The organism is Candidatus Pelagibacter sp. uisw_091, from assembly GCF_059512525.1.
Window position 1 is genome coordinate 310,509 of sequence record NZ_CM183455.1, and the last position, 15,921, is coordinate 326,429.

22 protein-coding genes and 1 pseudogene are annotated in these 15,921 nt (G+C 29.8%); 11 read left to right on the forward strand and 12 right to left on the reverse strand.

Features of this window, described 5'->3' with window-relative positions; translation table 11 throughout:
- Complete coding sequence (locus AC5YGA_RS01600; RefSeq protein WP_415308926.1) at positions 1–852, reverse strand: DMT family transporter; 852 nt, start codon at positions 850–852, stop codon at positions 1–3.
- Positions 853–960: 108 nt separating this feature from the next.
- On the opposite strand from AC5YGA_RS01600, the gene AC5YGA_RS01605 reads away from it, so the two are divergent.
- A complete protein-coding gene (locus AC5YGA_RS01605; protein WP_415308928.1) occupies positions 961–1,251 on the forward strand; it encodes a hypothetical protein in 291 nt (96 codons plus the stop codon).
- On the opposite strand, the gene AC5YGA_RS01610 is transcribed toward AC5YGA_RS01605, so the two are convergent.
- The 3 genes and pseudogenes from AC5YGA_RS01610 to AC5YGA_RS01620 form a co-directional block, all read right to left on the reverse strand.
- Positions 1,241–1,681 (reverse strand): hypothetical protein, encoded by a 441-nt coding sequence (locus AC5YGA_RS01610; protein WP_415308930.1) that lies wholly within the window; start codon positions 1,679–1,681, stop codon positions 1,241–1,243. The two genes, AC5YGA_RS01605 and AC5YGA_RS01610, sit on opposite strands and share 11 nt — an antisense overlap.
- A 3-nt stretch (positions 1,682–1,684) precedes the next feature.
- Positions 1,685–2,430 (reverse strand): annotated as a pseudogene (locus tag AC5YGA_RS01615) (aspartate/glutamate racemase family protein).
- Between the two features lie 38 nt (positions 2,431–2,468).
- A complete protein-coding gene (locus AC5YGA_RS01620) occupies positions 2,469–2,816 on the reverse strand; it encodes a cupin domain-containing protein (protein WP_415308934.1) in 348 nt (115 codons plus the stop codon).
- Positions 2,817–2,856: 40 nt separating this feature from the next.
- Here AC5YGA_RS01620 and AC5YGA_RS01625 point away from each other — a divergent pair, with 40 nt between their 5' ends.
- Positions 2,857–3,615 (forward strand): alpha/beta fold hydrolase, encoded by a 759-nt coding sequence (locus AC5YGA_RS01625; protein ID WP_415308936.1) that lies wholly within the window; start codon positions 2,857–2,859, stop codon positions 3,613–3,615.
- Between the two features lie 81 nt (positions 3,616–3,696).
- Here the strand turns inward: AC5YGA_RS01625 and AC5YGA_RS01630 are convergent, their stop codons facing one another.
- From AC5YGA_RS01630 to purE, 4 genes are all read right to left on the reverse strand, one after another.
- Positions 3,697–3,903: a cold-shock protein gene (locus AC5YGA_RS01630; protein ID WP_006998008.1), complete on the reverse strand. Its 207-nt coding sequence runs from the start codon at positions 3,901–3,903 to the stop codon at positions 3,697–3,699.
- Between the two features lie 118 nt (positions 3,904–4,021).
- The gene (locus AC5YGA_RS01635; protein ID WP_415308938.1) at positions 4,022–4,489 is read right to left on the reverse strand and encodes a GNAT family N-acetyltransferase; all 468 of its coding nucleotides are present in this window, start codon (positions 4,487–4,489) and stop codon (positions 4,022–4,024) included.
- Positions 4,490–4,500: 11 nt separating this feature from the next.
- Entirely contained in the window at positions 4,501–5,547 is a 1,047-nt protein-coding gene (locus tag AC5YGA_RS01640) for a 5-(carboxyamino)imidazole ribonucleotide synthase (protein ID WP_415308940.1), read from the reverse strand.
- A 9-nt stretch (positions 5,548–5,556) separates the two neighbouring features.
- Positions 5,557–6,048, reverse strand: a complete 492-nt coding sequence (gene purE, locus AC5YGA_RS01645) for a 5-(carboxyamino)imidazole ribonucleotide mutase (protein ID WP_415308942.1) — start codon at positions 6,046–6,048, stop codon at positions 5,557–5,559.
- Between the two features lie 113 nt (positions 6,049–6,161).
- Between purE and AC5YGA_RS01650 the strand changes: the two genes are divergently transcribed.
- Genes AC5YGA_RS01650 through AC5YGA_RS01665 form a run of 4 tightly spaced genes read left to right on the forward strand, consistent with a single transcriptional unit; the run spans position 6,162 to position 9,562 of the window.
- Complete coding sequence (locus tag AC5YGA_RS01650; RefSeq protein WP_415308944.1) at positions 6,162–7,133, forward strand: membrane dipeptidase; 972 nt, start codon at positions 6,162–6,164, stop codon at positions 7,131–7,133.
- Positions 7,130–8,782, forward strand: coding sequence for a hypothetical protein (locus tag AC5YGA_RS01655; protein ID WP_415308946.1), 1,653 nt, complete (start codon positions 7,130–7,132; stop codon positions 8,780–8,782). The genes AC5YGA_RS01650 and AC5YGA_RS01655 overlap by 4 nt, the downstream gene beginning before the upstream one ends.
- 5 nt (positions 8,783–8,787) lie before the next feature.
- Complete coding sequence (locus AC5YGA_RS01660; RefSeq protein WP_415308947.1) at positions 8,788–9,399, forward strand: DUF3726 domain-containing protein; 612 nt, start codon at positions 8,788–8,790, stop codon at positions 9,397–9,399.
- Positions 9,392–9,562, forward strand: a complete 171-nt coding sequence (locus tag AC5YGA_RS01665) for a hypothetical protein (RefSeq protein WP_415308949.1) — start codon at positions 9,392–9,394, stop codon at positions 9,560–9,562. The genes AC5YGA_RS01660 and AC5YGA_RS01665 overlap by 8 nt, the downstream gene beginning before the upstream one ends.
- On the opposite strand, the gene AC5YGA_RS01670 is transcribed toward AC5YGA_RS01665, so the two are convergent.
- The 3 genes from AC5YGA_RS01670 to AC5YGA_RS01680 form a co-directional block, all read right to left on the reverse strand.
- Positions 9,559–10,104, reverse strand: a complete 546-nt coding sequence (locus AC5YGA_RS01670) for a hypothetical protein (RefSeq protein WP_415308950.1) — start codon at positions 10,102–10,104, stop codon at positions 9,559–9,561. The two genes, AC5YGA_RS01665 and AC5YGA_RS01670, sit on opposite strands and share 4 nt — an antisense overlap.
- Positions 10,105–10,251: 147 nt before the next feature.
- Positions 10,252–11,610, reverse strand: coding sequence for a glycine cleavage T C-terminal barrel domain-containing protein (locus AC5YGA_RS01675; RefSeq protein ID WP_415308951.1), 1,359 nt, complete (start codon positions 11,608–11,610; stop codon positions 10,252–10,254).
- Positions 11,603–12,331, reverse strand: a complete 729-nt coding sequence (locus AC5YGA_RS01680; RefSeq protein ID WP_415308953.1) for a methylenetetrahydrofolate reductase — start codon at positions 12,329–12,331, stop codon at positions 11,603–11,605. Before AC5YGA_RS01680 ends, AC5YGA_RS01675 begins: the two co-directional genes overlap by 8 nt.
- A 101-nt stretch (positions 12,332–12,432) precedes the next feature.
- On the opposite strand from AC5YGA_RS01680, the gene AC5YGA_RS01685 reads away from it, so the two are divergent.
- The 5 genes from AC5YGA_RS01685 (at position 12,433) to AC5YGA_RS01705 (ending at position 15,658) form a co-directional block, all read left to right on the forward strand.
- Positions 12,433–13,629 (forward strand): aromatic ring-hydroxylating oxygenase subunit alpha, encoded by a 1,197-nt coding sequence (locus AC5YGA_RS01685; RefSeq protein WP_415308955.1) that lies wholly within the window; start codon positions 12,433–12,435, stop codon positions 13,627–13,629.
- A 68-nt stretch (positions 13,630–13,697) separates the two neighbouring features.
- Complete coding sequence (locus AC5YGA_RS01690) at positions 13,698–14,105, forward strand: P-loop nucleotide/nucleoside kinase family protein (protein ID WP_415308957.1); 408 nt, start codon at positions 13,698–13,700, stop codon at positions 14,103–14,105.
- Complete coding sequence (locus AC5YGA_RS01695) at positions 14,105–14,479, forward strand: cytidyltransferase (RefSeq protein WP_415308959.1); 375 nt, start codon at positions 14,105–14,107, stop codon at positions 14,477–14,479. The genes AC5YGA_RS01690 and AC5YGA_RS01695 overlap by 1 nt, the downstream gene beginning before the upstream one ends.
- A complete protein-coding gene (locus tag AC5YGA_RS01700) occupies positions 14,463–15,248 on the forward strand; it encodes an enoyl-CoA hydratase (protein WP_415308961.1) in 786 nt (261 codons plus the stop codon). Before AC5YGA_RS01695 ends, AC5YGA_RS01700 begins: the two co-directional genes overlap by 17 nt.
- Complete coding sequence (locus AC5YGA_RS01705; RefSeq protein ID WP_415308963.1) at positions 15,233–15,658, forward strand: CoA-binding protein; 426 nt, start codon at positions 15,233–15,235, stop codon at positions 15,656–15,658. Before AC5YGA_RS01700 ends, AC5YGA_RS01705 begins: the two co-directional genes overlap by 16 nt.
- Positions 15,659–15,725: 67 nt before the next feature.
- On the opposite strand, the gene AC5YGA_RS01710 is transcribed toward AC5YGA_RS01705, so the two are convergent.
- Complete coding sequence (locus AC5YGA_RS01710; RefSeq protein WP_415308964.1) at positions 15,726–15,908, reverse strand: hypothetical protein; 183 nt, start codon at positions 15,906–15,908, stop codon at positions 15,726–15,728.
- Between the last annotated feature and the right edge of the window lie 13 nt (positions 15,909–15,921).

Sequence of the window (15,921 nt, forward strand, 5' to 3'; positions counted from 1 at the left end):
TTATTGCTTTCTAGTTGCAATATAAACACCAAGAGTTGCTACAGCAAAACCTATTAGATCTAGATTATTTAATTTTTCATTTAAAAATAACCAAGCCATTATTGCTGTAGTTGGTGGTATTAAAAAAAATATGGAAACGGTTTTGCTTGCAGAGTTATTTTTTATTAAATACATCAAGATTGTAAATGCTCCAAATGATACAAGAAATACCTGATGACTCATTGCTATTAAAAATGTGGATGTAAAATTAATATAAGGTTCACTAAAAATTAAAATAATTATTATGTGTAAAGAGCAACCACCTATTGCTTGATACATATTGCTAACTGATAAAGGTAAATTATTACTTATTTTTTTTTGCAATAAAGTAGAAGTTGTAATAGCTAACAGAGCAACAAAAGAAGCTATCACTCCAAAAACAGGAAGGCTTGATCCAATATCAAAACCTAAAACTAAAGCCGCACCTATAAATCCAAGGATCACTCCAATCCATTGTTTGAAAGTAACTTTTTCACCCAAGAATTTTCCTGCTAAAGCATTAGTTAAAATTGGCTGTAAGGTAACAATTAATGCAGCAATACCTGTTGGCATTCCTATTGAAACTGAATAAAAAACACCCCCCAAATAAACACCATGAAAAAGCACACCACTAAAAAGTGATTGAAGAAGGTTTCTATTATTGGTTAAAATTTTTTGTTTTGTATAAATTGAAAAAATAAAGAAACCTAAAGCTACAACAAAAAATCTAAAGGCTAATGCAGCAAAAGGATCACTATTGTCTATTATTGGCTTTGTAGTGACAAAAGCTGAAGACCATAAAATAACAAATATAAATGGAAATATTTTAACCATACTAATGTTATAAGTTATATTTTATACCAATATTAGAGATTAATAATCAAAATGAACACTTTCACTCTTGAGTTGTAACTTTAAACACTTAAGATTAAAAATAGGATAATGATTTTAAATAAAATAATTATTGGATTATTTTTTGTATGCTTTCTAAGCGGATGTGCACAGAATACCGCTTTATTAGGACCTGCATACACTTTAGCTACATCTGGAAATATTTACCAGGCAGGTTTTGCGTATAGTGGTAACGAGATAATCACCAAATCAACAGGCAAGTCAATGGCACAAAATATTAAAGAGGGTTTAGTCCTAAAAAAAGAGGATTCAGATTTTCAAAAATTAGTTAAAAGGAATATTAAAAAAACTAGAAAAAAATTAAATCTTTCTAATCAATAATATTTAGAACAATTTGTTCAGATTGATTTGTTTCTTTAGACCAAAGTTCATAGCTCTCACACATTCTCCATAAAAAATCAAAAGCACGCTGAGAAATTTCAAGTGGAAAAGAACTTTTAGTATAATATAGCTCTTGATACTTTATTAACTGTTTTATAGTAGCATCTTTTTGTACTTTTAAAAGTTTAATAGTTTCGTCTGGTATTTTCTCTCCACTATCTTTATCAATAAATTTATTATTTTTTAAATACTCAAACCAATCATCATGAAACTTACCACTACTTATTTCTTCATATTTTTTTGTACCTATAAAACCTTCAATAGCGTCTATATTAGAAATATCTAAATTATTTTTTTTAATTTCAGCTATATTTTTATAAATAACTTCAGCTAAATAAATAACATAAGGTTTTTTGATTTTAGAAAGCATTTCTTATTTTCTATATTTTGCCATAGCTGCATTGGCTAATATTAAATTTGGATCTAAATATAGTTTTGACATTTTTACATTTTTCAATGATTTAAATGCAAAAATTGCTATAGGTAGCTCTGTACAACCCAATATAATTTTCTTACAATTATTTTTGATTAAATAATTAATAGCTGGTTTAATAGATTTTTCAGCTAGTTTTATGTTCCCCATTTTGACATGCTTGATGGTTTTATTGACTGATTTAATTTGTAAATCATGGATAGGTGTTATTAATTTATAGTTATCTATAAATAGTTTTTCATATATCTTTGTTTTTAACGTTCCTTCTGTAGCAAGAAGTCCAATCTTTGAATTTTTTTTATAAATTTTTTTAGTATGTAAAAAAACTTCTTTAGGCATATTTATGATTGGAACTCTTATTTTTTTTTTAAATCTTCATACCAATAATGAGCAGTATTACAGGGTATGACAATAAACTTACAACCACTTTTTTCGAGTGATCTGCAACCATCAAGTAAGCTTTTAAGAACCTTATTATATTTTAAATTATTTTTTAAATTTCTAGGAAGGTCTGTAAACCTTTTAGTTTGAACACCAATTGACTCTGGTCTTCCAGGTATATTGGACTTATTGTAAAGCATGAAAAGAGGGTACTCTTGATCAATCTTGCCTCTATTAAGCATGGCAAGTTTGTTGCAAAAATCAAGCCCAGCTTGTGTTCCCATTCCACCTAAAATTCCGATCATAATATTTCTAATTATTAAAGATTTATTTTTTTGAGTTTTTAAATTGCTTTATTTATACCTCTCATAAAAACTAATACCAAACAACCATTTTTACTAAAAGAAGAGTGTTTAGATCCAGGTTCGAAAGTTACAAAATCACCCTTTCTAAAAATTTTACCATCTGGATCAGTTAATTCACCCTCCATCATTAAAAACTCTTCATAACCTGTATGAATATGAGAGATACCTTTTGCACCAGGCTCATATTTTAAAATAAAGGTTCCACCTCCACCATTTTTTTTATCAAAACTAATGTTGTGCCAACTTAATCCTGGGATAACTTTTCCATAATTATCAAAAGGTTTAAAATTGACATTTTTTAAATCAGTTATTTTTCTTTCAGCCATAAGTATATATATTGATTATTTAAATATTAATTATAAAATTATGCAAGATATATATGTTGAGGATATTGGTAAGGGCTTCCCTTTAGTACTGGTCCATGGATTTTTAGGCTCATCGGATATGTGGAAATTACAAATAGAACATTTCAAAAATGATTTTAGGGTTATTGCTCCAGCGCTACCAGGTTTTGGAAAAAGTAATTATGTAAATTCCTGTGAATCAATTACTTGTATGGCCAAGTCAATTCTTGAGTCCCTAAAGAGATTAGAAATTAAAAGATTTCATTTATTAGGCCATTCTATGGGAGGAATGATAGTACAGGAAATTTCAAGATTAGCAGAAGATCAAATTGATAAATTGATTTGTTATGGAACTGGACCAAGAGGAAATATTCCTGGTCGATTTGAAACTATTGATCAATCCAGAGAAAAATTAAAAATTAATGGATTAAAGGATACAGCATACAGAATAGCAAAAACTTGGTTTATAGAAGAAGAAAAAGCAAAATATTTTTATCTTTGTGAAGAAGCTGGAAAAAAAACTTCTATAGAGGCTGTAGACAATGGATTAGTTGCTATGAAAAATTGGGATGGAGTTAAAAATTTACAAAATATTAAAAATGAAACATTAATAGTTTGGGGAGATCAAGATAAGGCTTATAATTTTAATCAAGTAGAAACCTTGAATGATAATATTCCTAATAGTAATTTAAAAATAATTAAGGGATGCTCTCATAATGTTCATTTAGAGAAGCCGAATGAATTTAATAGAATAGTGAGTGAATTTCTTAAAAAAAACTGACTGGTATTGGCTGAGATATTTAGCTAAATAATTAAAAAATTAATTTAATTAAAAAATCGCAGCCAATAGAAAGTGTGAATATTATGCAGTTTTTAAATTTACCGCTGAAGGACCTTTTGGACCATCTTCAACTTCAAAAGTCAAAGCTTGACCTTCATCTAAACCGTTCATACCAGCATCTCTTACAGCTGAAACGTGAACGAATACATCTTTTTCTTTATCTTCTCTTTCAATAAAACCAAAACCTTTAGTTGGATTGAACCATTTTACTTTTCCTTGTAGACTCATATTTATCTTCTTACTTTTTATTGTTTTACTTTTATTACTTATAATTAAGTAATTGACGCTTTGTTTAGATTTATTAAGGTTTTGTCAACTAAATTTAAAAATTTGAATAATTAAAGACTTATTTGTTGCTAATTAGCATGGTCATATAAATAGAATTGATATCTTTTTTGTAGTGCGAGAAGGGCTCACAGGGCTCAAAACCACATTTATTAAATAATTTTCTAGCATTTAAAAAGAAGTCACCAGCACCAGTTTCCAAACTTAATCTTTTAATATTAAGTTTTTTTGCCTCATTAATTAGATGATTTATCACTTTTGTGCCATTTCCATTGCCTCTAAAGTTTTCACTAACCCTTATAGATTTAAATTCACCATGTTCTTTATCTAAGAATTTTAATGCACCGCTACCCATTAAGTCACTTTCTTCCCATAAGCTCCAAAATTTAATAGATGGGTCTTTTAATCCAGCTATATCAAGTACGTGAGCACTCCCTTTGGGTGATACAGATCTTAACTCAATAAAATGATTGATAAGAAATTCATGAACTTCTGGATTATCAAAATTTCCTTCGATTGATTTTAACATTTGAGCAATATCTACTTAAGAAGGGTTGTTAGGTGTCCCATTTTTCTTTTTTGTTTAATTTCTTTTTTAAGATAATCAAAGAAAAATTCATTTTCATTGTGTTCTTTATTTCTATAATTAGTAATTTGATCACCGATTATATTTGTCATCATTGCATTTGATATTTTTTTAAGAGGTATTTGCTCTAACTTGCAAACAGCTCTTACATGATTTTCAAATTGACTTACATTATATGCATTAATTGTTAGATGCCCTGAGTTATGAACTCTAGGTGCAATTTCGTTTACATAAAGGTTATCATTTCTATCAATGAAAAACTCAACACACAAAGTTCCAACATATTTTAATTCTTCAGAAATTTGAGTTGCCCACAGTTTTGATTGTTCTAATATTTTATCACTAATCTCTGCTGGAATTTTAGAGTTTTTCAAAATTTGATCTTCATGTACATTCTCAATAGGTTCATAAATTTCATATTTGTGATCATTAAACCTTGTAATAATTATTGAGATTTCTTTTTTAAGTTTGACAAGCTTTTCTAAAATATAACCTTTTGAAAAATCAGCATCAATTGAGTCTAAATTTTTTAAACTACTAATTGGGTGCTGTCCTTTACCATCATATCCCAATGTTGTAGTTTTAAGTATGCCAGGCAGTAAATCTTCAACTGATTCCATGTCAGATTTTTTTTCAATAGATACATATCTTGTAGTTCTTATATTAAGATTATTGATAAAGTCTTTTTCTGCTAATCTATGTTGAATTATTCTATTTACAGAAGGTTTTGGTAAAACAGGTTTTACTTTATTAATTTCATTTAATGTTTCATATGGAATATTTTCAAATTCATAGGTTACAACATCAACTTTATTCAAAAACTCTTTAATCTTATTTTGATCATTATATTGACCGTGTACAAAATCATTAGAAAAATTTTGTGCAGGGGCATCAATATCATCACAAAAAATAACTGTTTTAATTTCAAGTTTATTTGCAGCAATAGCAAGCATACTACCTAACTGACCTCCACCTATAATTCCAAGAATTGGTTTAGACATATTTTAAAACTATTTTGGTTTTTTTTTAACAGTTTTGCTTTGACTTAAACGGAACTGGTTTAATTTTTTTTTGACAGTTAAATCACTAAGACCAATAATAGATGCAGCTAATAAGGCAGCATTAATTGCACCATCTTCTCCAATTGCTAATGTTCCAACAGGTATTCCTTTTGGCATTTGTGCAATGGATAAAAGGCTATCAAGGCCCTTAAGCTTTTTACTCTCAATTGGAACTCCTAGTACCGGTAGAGATGTAAGAGCTGAAATCATTCCTGGTAAATGTGCAGATCCACCAGCCCCAGCAATAATTACGGCGATACCATTCTTTTCTGCATTAATAGCAAATTCATACATTCTATTAGGGGTTCTATGAGCTGATATTATTTTTGTTTCAAATTTTATATTTAATTTTTTAAGAATATTTTGACAAAATATCATGGTTTTGTAGTCAGATTGACTACCCATAACAATTGATACTTTTTTTAATTTATTTTTAGTCATTTGTTGTAATTTTATTCTAAGGTAAATTGTTATTTCAAATTAAGCCTAAAATTTCAATAAAATTAATAGAATTTATCTATCTTATTGATATTCTTTAAACAAATAAAATCACAATGAATTTTAAAATTGATAATTTACAATATTGTAACTGGTCTAGAGAAGTCTTTCAGATCAATAAACAGGCAGGCCTTGATGCAATTCATGTAACCATTGTTTACCATGAAGATTTCGATGAGCTAAAAACAGTATTAAAAAGTTGGGAAAATTACTTTTCAAAAAACTCTGACTTAATTTTTCATGGCAAAAGTTTTAAAGATATTGAAAAAGCTAAATCTGAAAATAAAACTGCAGTTTTTTTTGGTTTTCAAAACTGCTCACCTATAGAGGATGATATTAGGTTAGTTGAAAAAGTTTATGATTTAGGATGTAGGTTTATGCAGCTTACTTATAACAATCAGTCCTTACTAGCGACAGGATGTTATGAAACAATCGATAGTGGGGTTACTAATTTTGGTAAAGAGGTAATTAAAGAAATGAATAGACTAGGCCTTGTAATAGACATGTCTCATTCAGCAGAAAAAAGTACAATTGATGCAATCGAGATAAGTGAAAAACCAATTGCAATAACTCATGCAAACCCATCATTTTGGCATCCAGCTAGGAGAAACAAATCAAACGAACTGCTTAAAATTTTATCTGAACATAGAGGAATGTTGGGTCTCTCTTTATATCCTCATCATTTAAAAGATGGAACGGATTGTTCTTTAGAAAGTTTTTGCGAAATGACCGCTAAGACAGCTGAGATTATGGGAGTTGAAAAAATTGGAATAGGTTCAGATCTTTGTTTAAACCAACCAGATACTATTGTTGAGTGGATGAGAAATGGTACTTGGACTAAAAGCAAAAATTATGGAGAAGGATCAAAAAAAAAACCTGGCTTTCCAAAACAACCTGATTGGTTTTTAGATGCAAGAGGGTTTGAAAACTTAGAGTCAGGACTTAAGAAAGTTGGTTTTTCAGAAAGTGAAGTTAATGGAATTCTTGGAAACAACTGGTACAATTTTTACAAAAGAATCAACCAATGAATATCTCCTTAAGAGATCCCAATGTAGTAATGAAGCTATCAAGACTAGGGTCTTTTCATCAATCTAAACTTTCATTTTTAAGAAGTTTTTTAAAAGAGTTTAAAGATTGGGATTATAAAAGAGATTTATTTGAATTAAACGAACATGGTTATGGCACTGCAGTTTATTCATTTAAGAAAAAAAATAGAGTGTATTCATTAATTTGTTTTGCAAACGAATTGGATAAAAATGAAAGATCAGATAGAGTTATAGCTACTAAATGGGATGCAGCTTTTACTCTTTTTGATGGTGTTCCATTAAAACAAGATATTGAAAGATTAAAAAACCAAGTGCCAAGACAAGAATTTGGTAGACTTTCTTATAAAGAGCTAACACTTTCAAGAGCTAATAAATCAGTTAGAGTTTTCAATCATGTGGTTGAATGCTTAAGCGAAGGTAAGCAGCCTGATAATGACTTAATAACTAGCGTTGGATATTTATATAGAACAACTGCAGTTTATGGGTCAGGTAAATTTGGCTTAGCAGATAGATTTAGAATTAAAGATAGAGAAGAAATATATGGCCCTTTCAGATTAGAAATGATGTTGGTTTATTTGGTTAGGCAATTTACTTTTGATCAAGTTAATCATGTTGCAAAAAGCAAGAACCCAAAAAAAGCTGTAAATCTTGATATAAATATTTGTAAAAGTTTGGGAATAGGAAATTCTACAGGACTAGGAATGGCACCATTTATTGTTAATCATCCAACTCTTTTAAATAATTGGATTTCAGCAAGAGAGATTTCTTTAAAAAAAATAAGAGAGATAAAAGCAGTGTTAGAAAAGGATAAAAACTTATTTTTAAAATGTTTAAAAAAATCAATAAAGAATATCACTTCTTGGAATACAGAGAGCGAATATCAAATAAATAAGATTAAATTTTTATTAAAAGATCTTAATGAATTTATTATCTACCTAGATAACGATTTTAATTTTGAGCAAGATTATGCTTTTAATGAATTATATCTACATGTAGAAAAAGAATATTGTGAAGAGTGCATTGAATATATTGTCTCAATGATGATGGAACCTTATGATGATATTACCTCACCTTTAATTAAAGAAATGAGTTCTGAAGAAGAAAAATATTTTAATATACCAACTGAAAGAACTGTAGAAGATTTAAAGCTAATTTTAGAAAAAAAATATTCAGATATCTTAACTATAGATTTTACTAAAAACAAAAATAATTTAAACTTTTGGTTTATTTCAAAAAATAAAGAAGAACCAAGACTAGCAAATAGATTTGATGAAGTTGGCGCTGAGTTAGAGCAACCTCTAGCAATTGCAAGAGATATTAAAAAACTTTATGAATTGTTATCAGTTACTAAAAATAGCTGGACCATTGCTAAATTTTTATCAACTAATAATGAATTAAGACACGTTGTTAGAAGAGCATTTATAGTAGAGAAATTTCCATATTCTGAAATACAAGACAATACTATTGGCCAAGAAATAATGCCTATTGATATGCTGAGATTAAAGTTATCATTTTTTGGAGCATTAAAATTTGATCCACGTTCTGATAAATGGTTAAGAATATGTATGTTTCAAGGAGCACCCTTACCAGAACAATTAAAAAACTATGATGAACATTGGGTTTATAATTAATTAATATGAGATCATTAAGTGAAATAGATACAGTTTCTAAAAGATCAAGCAAGGCTGCTGGATATTCATGGGGCATAGCAGAAGAAATCGGAAAAAATATAAGACTACTTGAGATTTTTAGACTACCTGGCATTAAAAACTTAAACAGTTTTTTTAAGAAAAAAAAAGAATTAAGGTTAGAGAATATCAGTATCATAAAGCAAGACAATGAAGCCAATAAAAATGAATATTGTCCAATAATTGCAGGGGTAAATTTTTTAGATCAGATTAAAACTTTAGAAACTTTAAAAGAGATAACGTTTAAAAAAGTCTCATATCCATTACTTTTCTTACCATTTGTAAGTAGGGCGGCAGAGGTAATAGGTAAAAGAATATTCTTAAAAATAGATGACAGTGAGTTTTTATTAAACTTTAATAATAATATTTATTCTAATTACACCAAAAATGAAATTATAGAATCTGCTAAAAATATTTATTTAAAAGTTTTAGAAAATAGAGACTCGTTTGAAGAAAAAGAATGGAATGAACTCTATAAGCTTTCTGAAGAAACTTTTGTTGAAGAAAATGAAAGCCTAAAACAAGGTGGAGCAGGTGCTGGTCTTACTGATAATGATTAAAGACTTTGACGATCAAATCAATGATAATGATGAAGTTCTCGAGTTAGATGATTTCTGTGAAGAATGTAAAAAAGAAGACCCGAGTGTTTCTCAAAATTTAATTCTAACAGGATTTAAAAACTGCAACTCTTGCAAACTTTCAAAAACAATTTTCCCTATTTAACTAATATTGCTAATGGGTAGAGCATTCATTTTGCTCATCACAAATGATATTGAAAGAAAAGCAATTATTAAAAAAGCTAAAAAGACTATTCCAAATGATTTAAAATTAGATTTCAAATTTAAAACTTGTTTTGTTGAAATGATTAATCCTGCAAATATCCAAAACTGAGTTAAAAATATTATTGGGATCATTAAATCTGGTGTTACAGCAAAAAACCTTAAAAGCCCTGGTGAATGAGCAAACCCTACAGCTGTTAATACTTTTTTAAATGGGACTTTAGTTTCTTTATCTGGAAATAATTTTACACCGATCACATAAATAAATAGTCCCCATACAAACCAAGTAAGAATGGCTGTTAAGCCAGACATTGCAACAGCAGTTTTAATAACAGTATTTGCAGCAACAGCACCTGCGATACCATCTAGTATCATTATAAGACCTGCAAAATATATTGCAGCTTCACCAAAGTTCTTATTATCTTTGTAAAGAGATTTATCTAATTTAATAGACCGAACAATTATATTTAAAAACTGACCAAACATTATTTATTTTTTTCTATTTTTTTGAGCTCTGTAAGAAACAAATAGTGGAAACAGTATTAAAGCAATTACTATTATTATGCAAACTACGATTAGGAATGATTTTGTCATTATTGGTGGGGGAGAATTAATCTCCCCCAAATAATTAATTTAACCTTTAACGACTTCTCTAGTGTTTGCGTTATAAGATTCTGTAAATGGCATATCTACTACCACAGCATCAACAGGTGTTCCTGGTGTGTCAGAATATTTAGCAGGTAAGTGAACTTTGTATTTAGTTCCAGCTTTACCTTTGGGGAAACCATTAGCATTTAATGTTCCATCAAATGGCACATATCCCATTGCTATATTTTGACCTTTTTCAGGGTGATACCAAGGTGATGTGATAAATCCAACAGGATCTCCACCACTCTCAGGTGACACTAACCAAAAGTCAGGAGCATATTCTTCAATTGGTTTTCCACCCAACTCAAGACCTACTAACTGAAGTTTGTAAGGTTTTTGACCATCTTTAAGTTCTGCTCCCATTTTCTCTAGAGCAGCTTTTCCAACATAGTCAGCTTTTTTATTCCACTCGCCTTTTCCAGATAATGAAACTTGGTAACCAAGATTACACTGGAAAGGGTTGTGTTGTTGATCCATATCTTGTCCCCAAGAAAGAATTCCAGCTTGAATTCTTCTGTGGTGAGCAGGAGCGATAACCATTAGACTATGCTTTTTACCTGCAGCAAGAACTGCATTCCACATATCATCGGCATATTTAGTTGCTTCTCTTAAATAAATTTCATATCCAGCTTCACCAGAAAAACCAGATTGAGAAATAACACAACTTCTACCTCCAACTTTAACTTCAGCTAAGCCGTAGAAAGGCATATTGTCAAAATCAACTTGATCTCCACAAAGGTCTTTCATCAAAGCTTTTGATTTTGGACCTTGAATTTGTACTGGGCACACATCAATTTCTTCAACAGTACAATTAAATCTTCCATCAGCATTAACACCTTGAAGATACATTCCAATATCAGAGTCTGACAATGAGAACCAAAATTCATCTTTTGAAATTCTAAGAAGAATAGGGTCATTTAAGACACCACCATAAGCATTACATAAAATTACATATCTTGCTCTCATTGGTGAGATTTTAGTTGCATCTCTAGTTATAACGTAATCAGTAAACTTTTCTGCATCAGGACCTTTAACTCTAATTTGTCTTTCAACAGCAACGTTCCACATCGTAACATGATTTTTAATTGCTTCGTATTCAACCATAGCCCCACCATCTTCAGGTTTTACATAACCTCTTGGGTGATAAATACGATTGTAAACAGTTGCTCTCCAACAACCAGCTTCCATTGATAGATGCCAGTATGGAGATTTTCTTACTCTTGTTGAAATTAACATTTCAACTTTTGTAGGCCCACTCTGTCTTAAGTTATATGGTACTTCACGATCTGATTGATCAACTGAAGTCACATGATTTAGTTTAGTATAGTCAAATTCATTAGACATAACCGTTCTCCTTCAACCACTTGTTAGTTTCCTTCAAGCCGCCGAATGTATAAATGTGGAAGTTGCCAGTAAACTCTTTCACTTTCCCAATTAATTCATTAGGGTCTTTAGGTTTCAATAAATCTAATGCCTTACTAAAATTAGACTTAAGAAAATTAATGGAATTTTTCGCACCGACAATATTAGCAAATTTAATTAAGCTAGTTATTTTCATTGGCCCAGTAATTCCCACATGCACTGGTACTGACTGCTTAGAAATGAAATCTACGATAGGTTGACTCTCTAATAACCACTGGGTCACTATATAGTCGGCGTAAGGTTTTTTATCTATCATAGCTTTTTCTAATTCTTTATCAGAAATATCCTGACTTCCCTCTGGATGTCCTGCTATTCCTATTTTAATTCCATCAAAAAATCCTGTCTCTAAAATTTGAATTGAACTATCAAATCTTCCAATTGGTTCTCTACTTCCTCCAATTACTAAAGCTTGTTTAGCACCCACATCTTTACATCTTGAAATATAATCTTTAAGTTGAGCATCATCGGTAATTGATCTTGCTGGAAAATGTGGAACTGGATTAAATCCTTTTTTAACTAATTCACCTGACTGGTTAGCTGTCTCTTTATAGTCTCCTCCTGGAAGCATAGTTATATATACATCCTTAACTGGTGGTAGTGTCTCTAGGTCTGTTTGAGGTCCAACCTCAAGTGAAAAATTCATTTTTCTCGATGATTATCTTTTTTGTAAATGCTGTCAAAGAAATTCATCTTGTGGATAAAAATATTTGTTGTCAAAAATTGTGCTAGTGATAATTTTTTTTAATGTCTAAAAATCCTAAGAATCGTGAACTTTCAGAGATCTTAGATTTAGAGAAAATCAAGGAGGTTAATAACTCCATTGAGAAAGCTCATGGCTTACCAAATGAGTGCTACACTAGCTCTGACTACCTCAAAATCGAAAGAGAGAGGGTTTTTGAGGATAAATGGACAGTGATTGGAGTTGGAAGCTCTGTGCCAAATATAGGTGACGCTCGCCCTTGTAACTTACTAGGTATCCCCCTTATTATTCTCAGAGACAAAGAAAGAAAAATACGAGTGTTTCACAATGTCTGTAGCCATAGAGGCTTCAAGCTTTTAAATGAGCCTTGTTCTTTGAAAAATGTCTTAAGATGTCCATATCACTCCTGGTCTTATGATTTTGATGGAAGGTTAGTTGCAACACCTCATATAGGAGGTTTGAATGTTCATGAAATAGATAAATTTGATAAATTAAAAAGTAATCTTAAAGAAGTTAGAAGCAAAATTTGGATGGACATAATATTTATTAATATAAATGGCAATGAACTACAGTTTGACGAATACATTAAACCTCTTGAGGAAAGATGGTTAAAGTTCATATCTAAAGAAGATCAAAATTTACTTAAACACTCAAAAGATCATGGATATTTCAGTCTTGATGTAAAATGTAATTGGAAGTTTGCAATAGAGAATTATTGTGAAAGTTATCATCTGCCTTGGATTCATCCAGAATTAAATAAAGTTTCAAATATTAGTGACCATTATCATATTCAAGGGTTACCAAATAGATTTGCTGGCCAAGGTACAAATAAATACGATCAACCTATTAAAGGAAATCAAAGTTTTAATAATTTTCCAAATTGGCCTAAGGACTTATCCAAAAAAGCTGAGTATATTGCTTTATTTCCAAACGTAATGATTGGTTTGCATATAGATCACTTTTATATTTTTTGGCTAGAACCTAAGTCAGTTAGTGAAACTAAAGAGCATTTAATGATGTATTATGTAGGCGATGATAGTGCGAATGGAGCTGAATTTGCAGAGATGAGAAAAAAGAATGCAGAATTCTGGAAGGAAGTTATGTCAGAAGATATAAGGGCTATTGAGGGAATGCAGGAGGGTAGAAATTCACCAGTATATAATGGTGGAAATTTTTCACCTATAATGGATAATCCAACTCATCAATTTCATAAATGGGTAGCAGAAAATTTGATAGTATAATTTTAAAATTCTTATAATATTAATTAAATTTACTAATCAACTCATATGTGCAGAAAGATAAAGTTACTATGAAAATAATATTAATTATGGGTCTTCCAGGATCTGGCAAAACAACTTTAGCAAATGAAATTGCTCCATCGATAGATGCTAAAAGACTTAATGCTGATGAAGTTAGAAAAGAAGCTAATGATTGGGATTTTTCAGAAGAAGGCAGAATAAGACAAGCCAAAAGAATGGCAGATTTTGCAAAAAAATTAAAAGATGATGGAAATTATGTTATTGCAGATTTTGTTTGCCCAACGCCTGAAGCAAGAAGTTTATTTCCTGCAGATTATATAGTTTGGGTTAATACAATAAAAGAGGGACGTTTCGATGATACTAATAAGATGTTTGTTAAACCTGAAAAATTTGACTGTCAGGTTACAACTCAAGATGCTAAACATTGGGCACCAATAATACTAAAGGAGATAAAATAATGGCTTATGAGTGGGATAATAAAAAACCAACAGCACAAATGCTTGGCAGATGGCAACCATTTCATGATGGTCACTATGCTTTATTTATAGAAATTATTAAAAAAACAGGTCAAGTATGTATTCAAATTAGAGACGTTCAAGGTGTTGATGATAATCCATTTGATTTTGACACAGTTAAGAAAAATATTGAAGAAAAATTAAACCCAGAATTTGAAGGACAATTCAAAGTAATGATGGTGCCAAATATCACTAATATTTGTTATGGAAGAGGGGTTGGCTACAAAATTGAAGAAGTTGTTTTATCTGAGGAAATTCAAAAAATTTCAGCAACAAAAATTAGAGCTAAAATGAGAGAAGATGGTAAACTCAAGTAATATTAAAATTAAACTTTTAAATAAAGATATTGCCTCAATCATCATTTATGAGCCAAAAACATATAACGCACTTTCATTTAAAAATTTAGGAGATTTAATTAAAGCTTTTAAAAAATTAGATGAAAACAAAAATATTAAGGTAATAATTATTGAAGGGTCTGGAAAAGGGTTTAGTGCAGGTCATAATTTAAAAGAAGTAAGTGGATTAAAAAAAAGAGAAAAATATCAAAAACTTTTTAATCTTTGCTCAAAATTAATGCTTCAAATAGTTGAAGGAAAAAAGCCAGTTATTGCAAAAGTTCATGGGGCAGCATTTGCTGCTGGATGTCAATTAGTTGCGAGTTGTGATTTAGCTTATAGTAGTAATGATGCAATATTTGCGACACCAGGAGTAAATATAGGCTTATTTTGTAGTACACCTATGGTAGCTGTTAGCAGAAAAGTTAATAGAAAAATAATGATGAAAATGCTTTTAACTGGAGATCCAATAAAAGCAAATTATGCAAAAGAAATTGGACTAATTAATAATCATTTTTCTAAATCAAAATTAAACAATGAAGTGTTAAAAGTTGCCAAAACTATTGCTTCAAAATCAAGTCTTACAATTAAAATTGGCAAACAAACTTTTTATAATCAATTAGAAATGCCATTAAGAAAAGCATACGCATACACAAGTAAAATGATGACAGTAAATATGATGGCAATGGATGCGAAAGAAGGAATATCTGCATTTTTACAAAAAAGAAAACCTAAATGGAAAAACAAATAATAGACGATAAAATTAAAGAACTATTTATTAGCTCAAGAGTAATAGCTTTAGTTGGAGCAAGTAAAAAAAAAGAAAAAGATTCAAATATAGTAATGAAATTCTTACAAAAATCTGGTTATAAAGTCATTCCTGTAAACCCAACATGTGTAAATGAAACAATACACGGAGAAAGAGTTTATGGAACCCTATTAGATATAAAAGAAAAAGTAGACATAGTTGATGTTTTTAGACCAAGCGAAGAGACTGTAGATATAGCCAATCAAACTAAAGAAATTGGGGCACATGTTTTGTGGCTACAACTTAATATTGAAAATGATAAGGCTAAAGAAATTGCTACAAAAAATAAAATTTATTATATTGCTAACAAATGTACTAAAATTGAATTTCAAAAATTATTTGGAATAATTTAGAAATTATTTCTATTGAATTAATAATTAATATTTTGAGGATAAACCTAGTTTTTCCAGTTTTACTGAGTTAGTTTTTGACTACCCATGCTCGATGATAAAAATCATCTATATTTTTTTGAATTAACCCTTTGGCAATTTGAGTAGCTTCTTGCTCTTCAAAAGGGCCATGTTTTTTTTCAGTATTCTTTAATATTGTTTCAATCTTGTTAGGGTTGGTATGCTCACCTTCAATTACATAAAAATTTTTCATGGCTTTCTTATAG

Bases quoted from the DNA above. Each gene is read 5' to 3' on its own strand.
- AC5YGA_RS01600 (WP_415308926.1), bottom strand. From the start codon at position 852: ATGGTTAAAATATTTCCATTTATATTTGTTATTTTATGGTCTTCAGCT.
- AC5YGA_RS01605 (WP_415308928.1), top strand. From the start codon at position 961: ATGATTTTAAATAAAATAATTATTGGATTATTTTTTGTATGCTTTCTA.
- AC5YGA_RS01610 (WP_415308930.1), bottom strand. From the start codon at position 1,681: ATGCTTTCTAAAATCAAAAAACCTTATGTTATTTATTTAGCTGAAGTT.
- AC5YGA_RS01620 (WP_415308934.1), bottom strand. From the start codon at position 2,816: ATGGCTGAAAGAAAAATAACTGATTTAAAAAATGTCAATTTTAAACCT.
- AC5YGA_RS01625 (WP_415308936.1), top strand. From the start codon at position 2,857: ATGCAAGATATATATGTTGAGGATATTGGTAAGGGCTTCCCTTTAGTA.
- AC5YGA_RS01630 (WP_006998008.1), bottom strand. From the start codon at position 3,903: ATGAGTCTACAAGGAAAAGTAAAATGGTTCAATCCAACTAAAGGTTTT.
- AC5YGA_RS01635 (WP_415308938.1), bottom strand. From the start codon at position 4,489: ATGTTAAAATCAATCGAAGGAAATTTTGATAATCCAGAAGTTCATGAA.
- AC5YGA_RS01640 (WP_415308940.1), bottom strand. From the start codon at position 5,547: ATGTCTAAACCAATTCTTGGAATTATAGGTGGAGGTCAGTTAGGTAGT.
- purE (WP_415308942.1), bottom strand. From the start codon at position 6,048: ATGACTAAAAATAAATTAAAAAAAGTATCAATTGTTATGGGTAGTCAA.
- AC5YGA_RS01650 (WP_415308944.1), top strand. From the start codon at position 6,162: ATGAATTTTAAAATTGATAATTTACAATATTGTAACTGGTCTAGAGAA.
- AC5YGA_RS01655 (WP_415308946.1), top strand. From the start codon at position 7,130: ATGAATATCTCCTTAAGAGATCCCAATGTAGTAATGAAGCTATCAAGA.
- AC5YGA_RS01660 (WP_415308947.1), top strand. From the start codon at position 8,788: ATGAGATCATTAAGTGAAATAGATACAGTTTCTAAAAGATCAAGCAAG.
- AC5YGA_RS01665 (WP_415308949.1), top strand. From the start codon at position 9,392: ATGATTAAAGACTTTGACGATCAAATCAATGATAATGATGAAGTTCTC.
- AC5YGA_RS01670 (WP_415308950.1), bottom strand. From the start codon at position 10,104: ATGTTTGGTCAGTTTTTAAATATAATTGTTCGGTCTATTAAATTAGAT.
- AC5YGA_RS01675 (WP_415308951.1), bottom strand. From the start codon at position 11,610: ATGTCTAATGAATTTGACTATACTAAACTAAATCATGTGACTTCAGTT.
- AC5YGA_RS01680 (WP_415308953.1), bottom strand. From the start codon at position 12,331: ATGAATTTTTCACTTGAGGTTGGACCTCAAACAGACCTAGAGACACTA.
- AC5YGA_RS01685 (WP_415308955.1), top strand. From the start codon at position 12,433: ATGTCTAAAAATCCTAAGAATCGTGAACTTTCAGAGATCTTAGATTTA.
- AC5YGA_RS01690 (WP_415308957.1), top strand. From the start codon at position 13,698: ATGAAAATAATATTAATTATGGGTCTTCCAGGATCTGGCAAAACAACT.
- AC5YGA_RS01695 (WP_415308959.1), top strand. From the start codon at position 14,105: ATGGCTTATGAGTGGGATAATAAAAAACCAACAGCACAAATGCTTGGC.
- AC5YGA_RS01700 (WP_415308961.1), top strand. From the start codon at position 14,463: ATGGTAAACTCAAGTAATATTAAAATTAAACTTTTAAATAAAGATATT.
- AC5YGA_RS01705 (WP_415308963.1), top strand. From the start codon at position 15,233: ATGGAAAAACAAATAATAGACGATAAAATTAAAGAACTATTTATTAGC.
- AC5YGA_RS01710 (WP_415308964.1), bottom strand. From the start codon at position 15,908: ATGAAAAATTTTTATGTAATTGAAGGTGAGCATACCAACCCTAACAAG.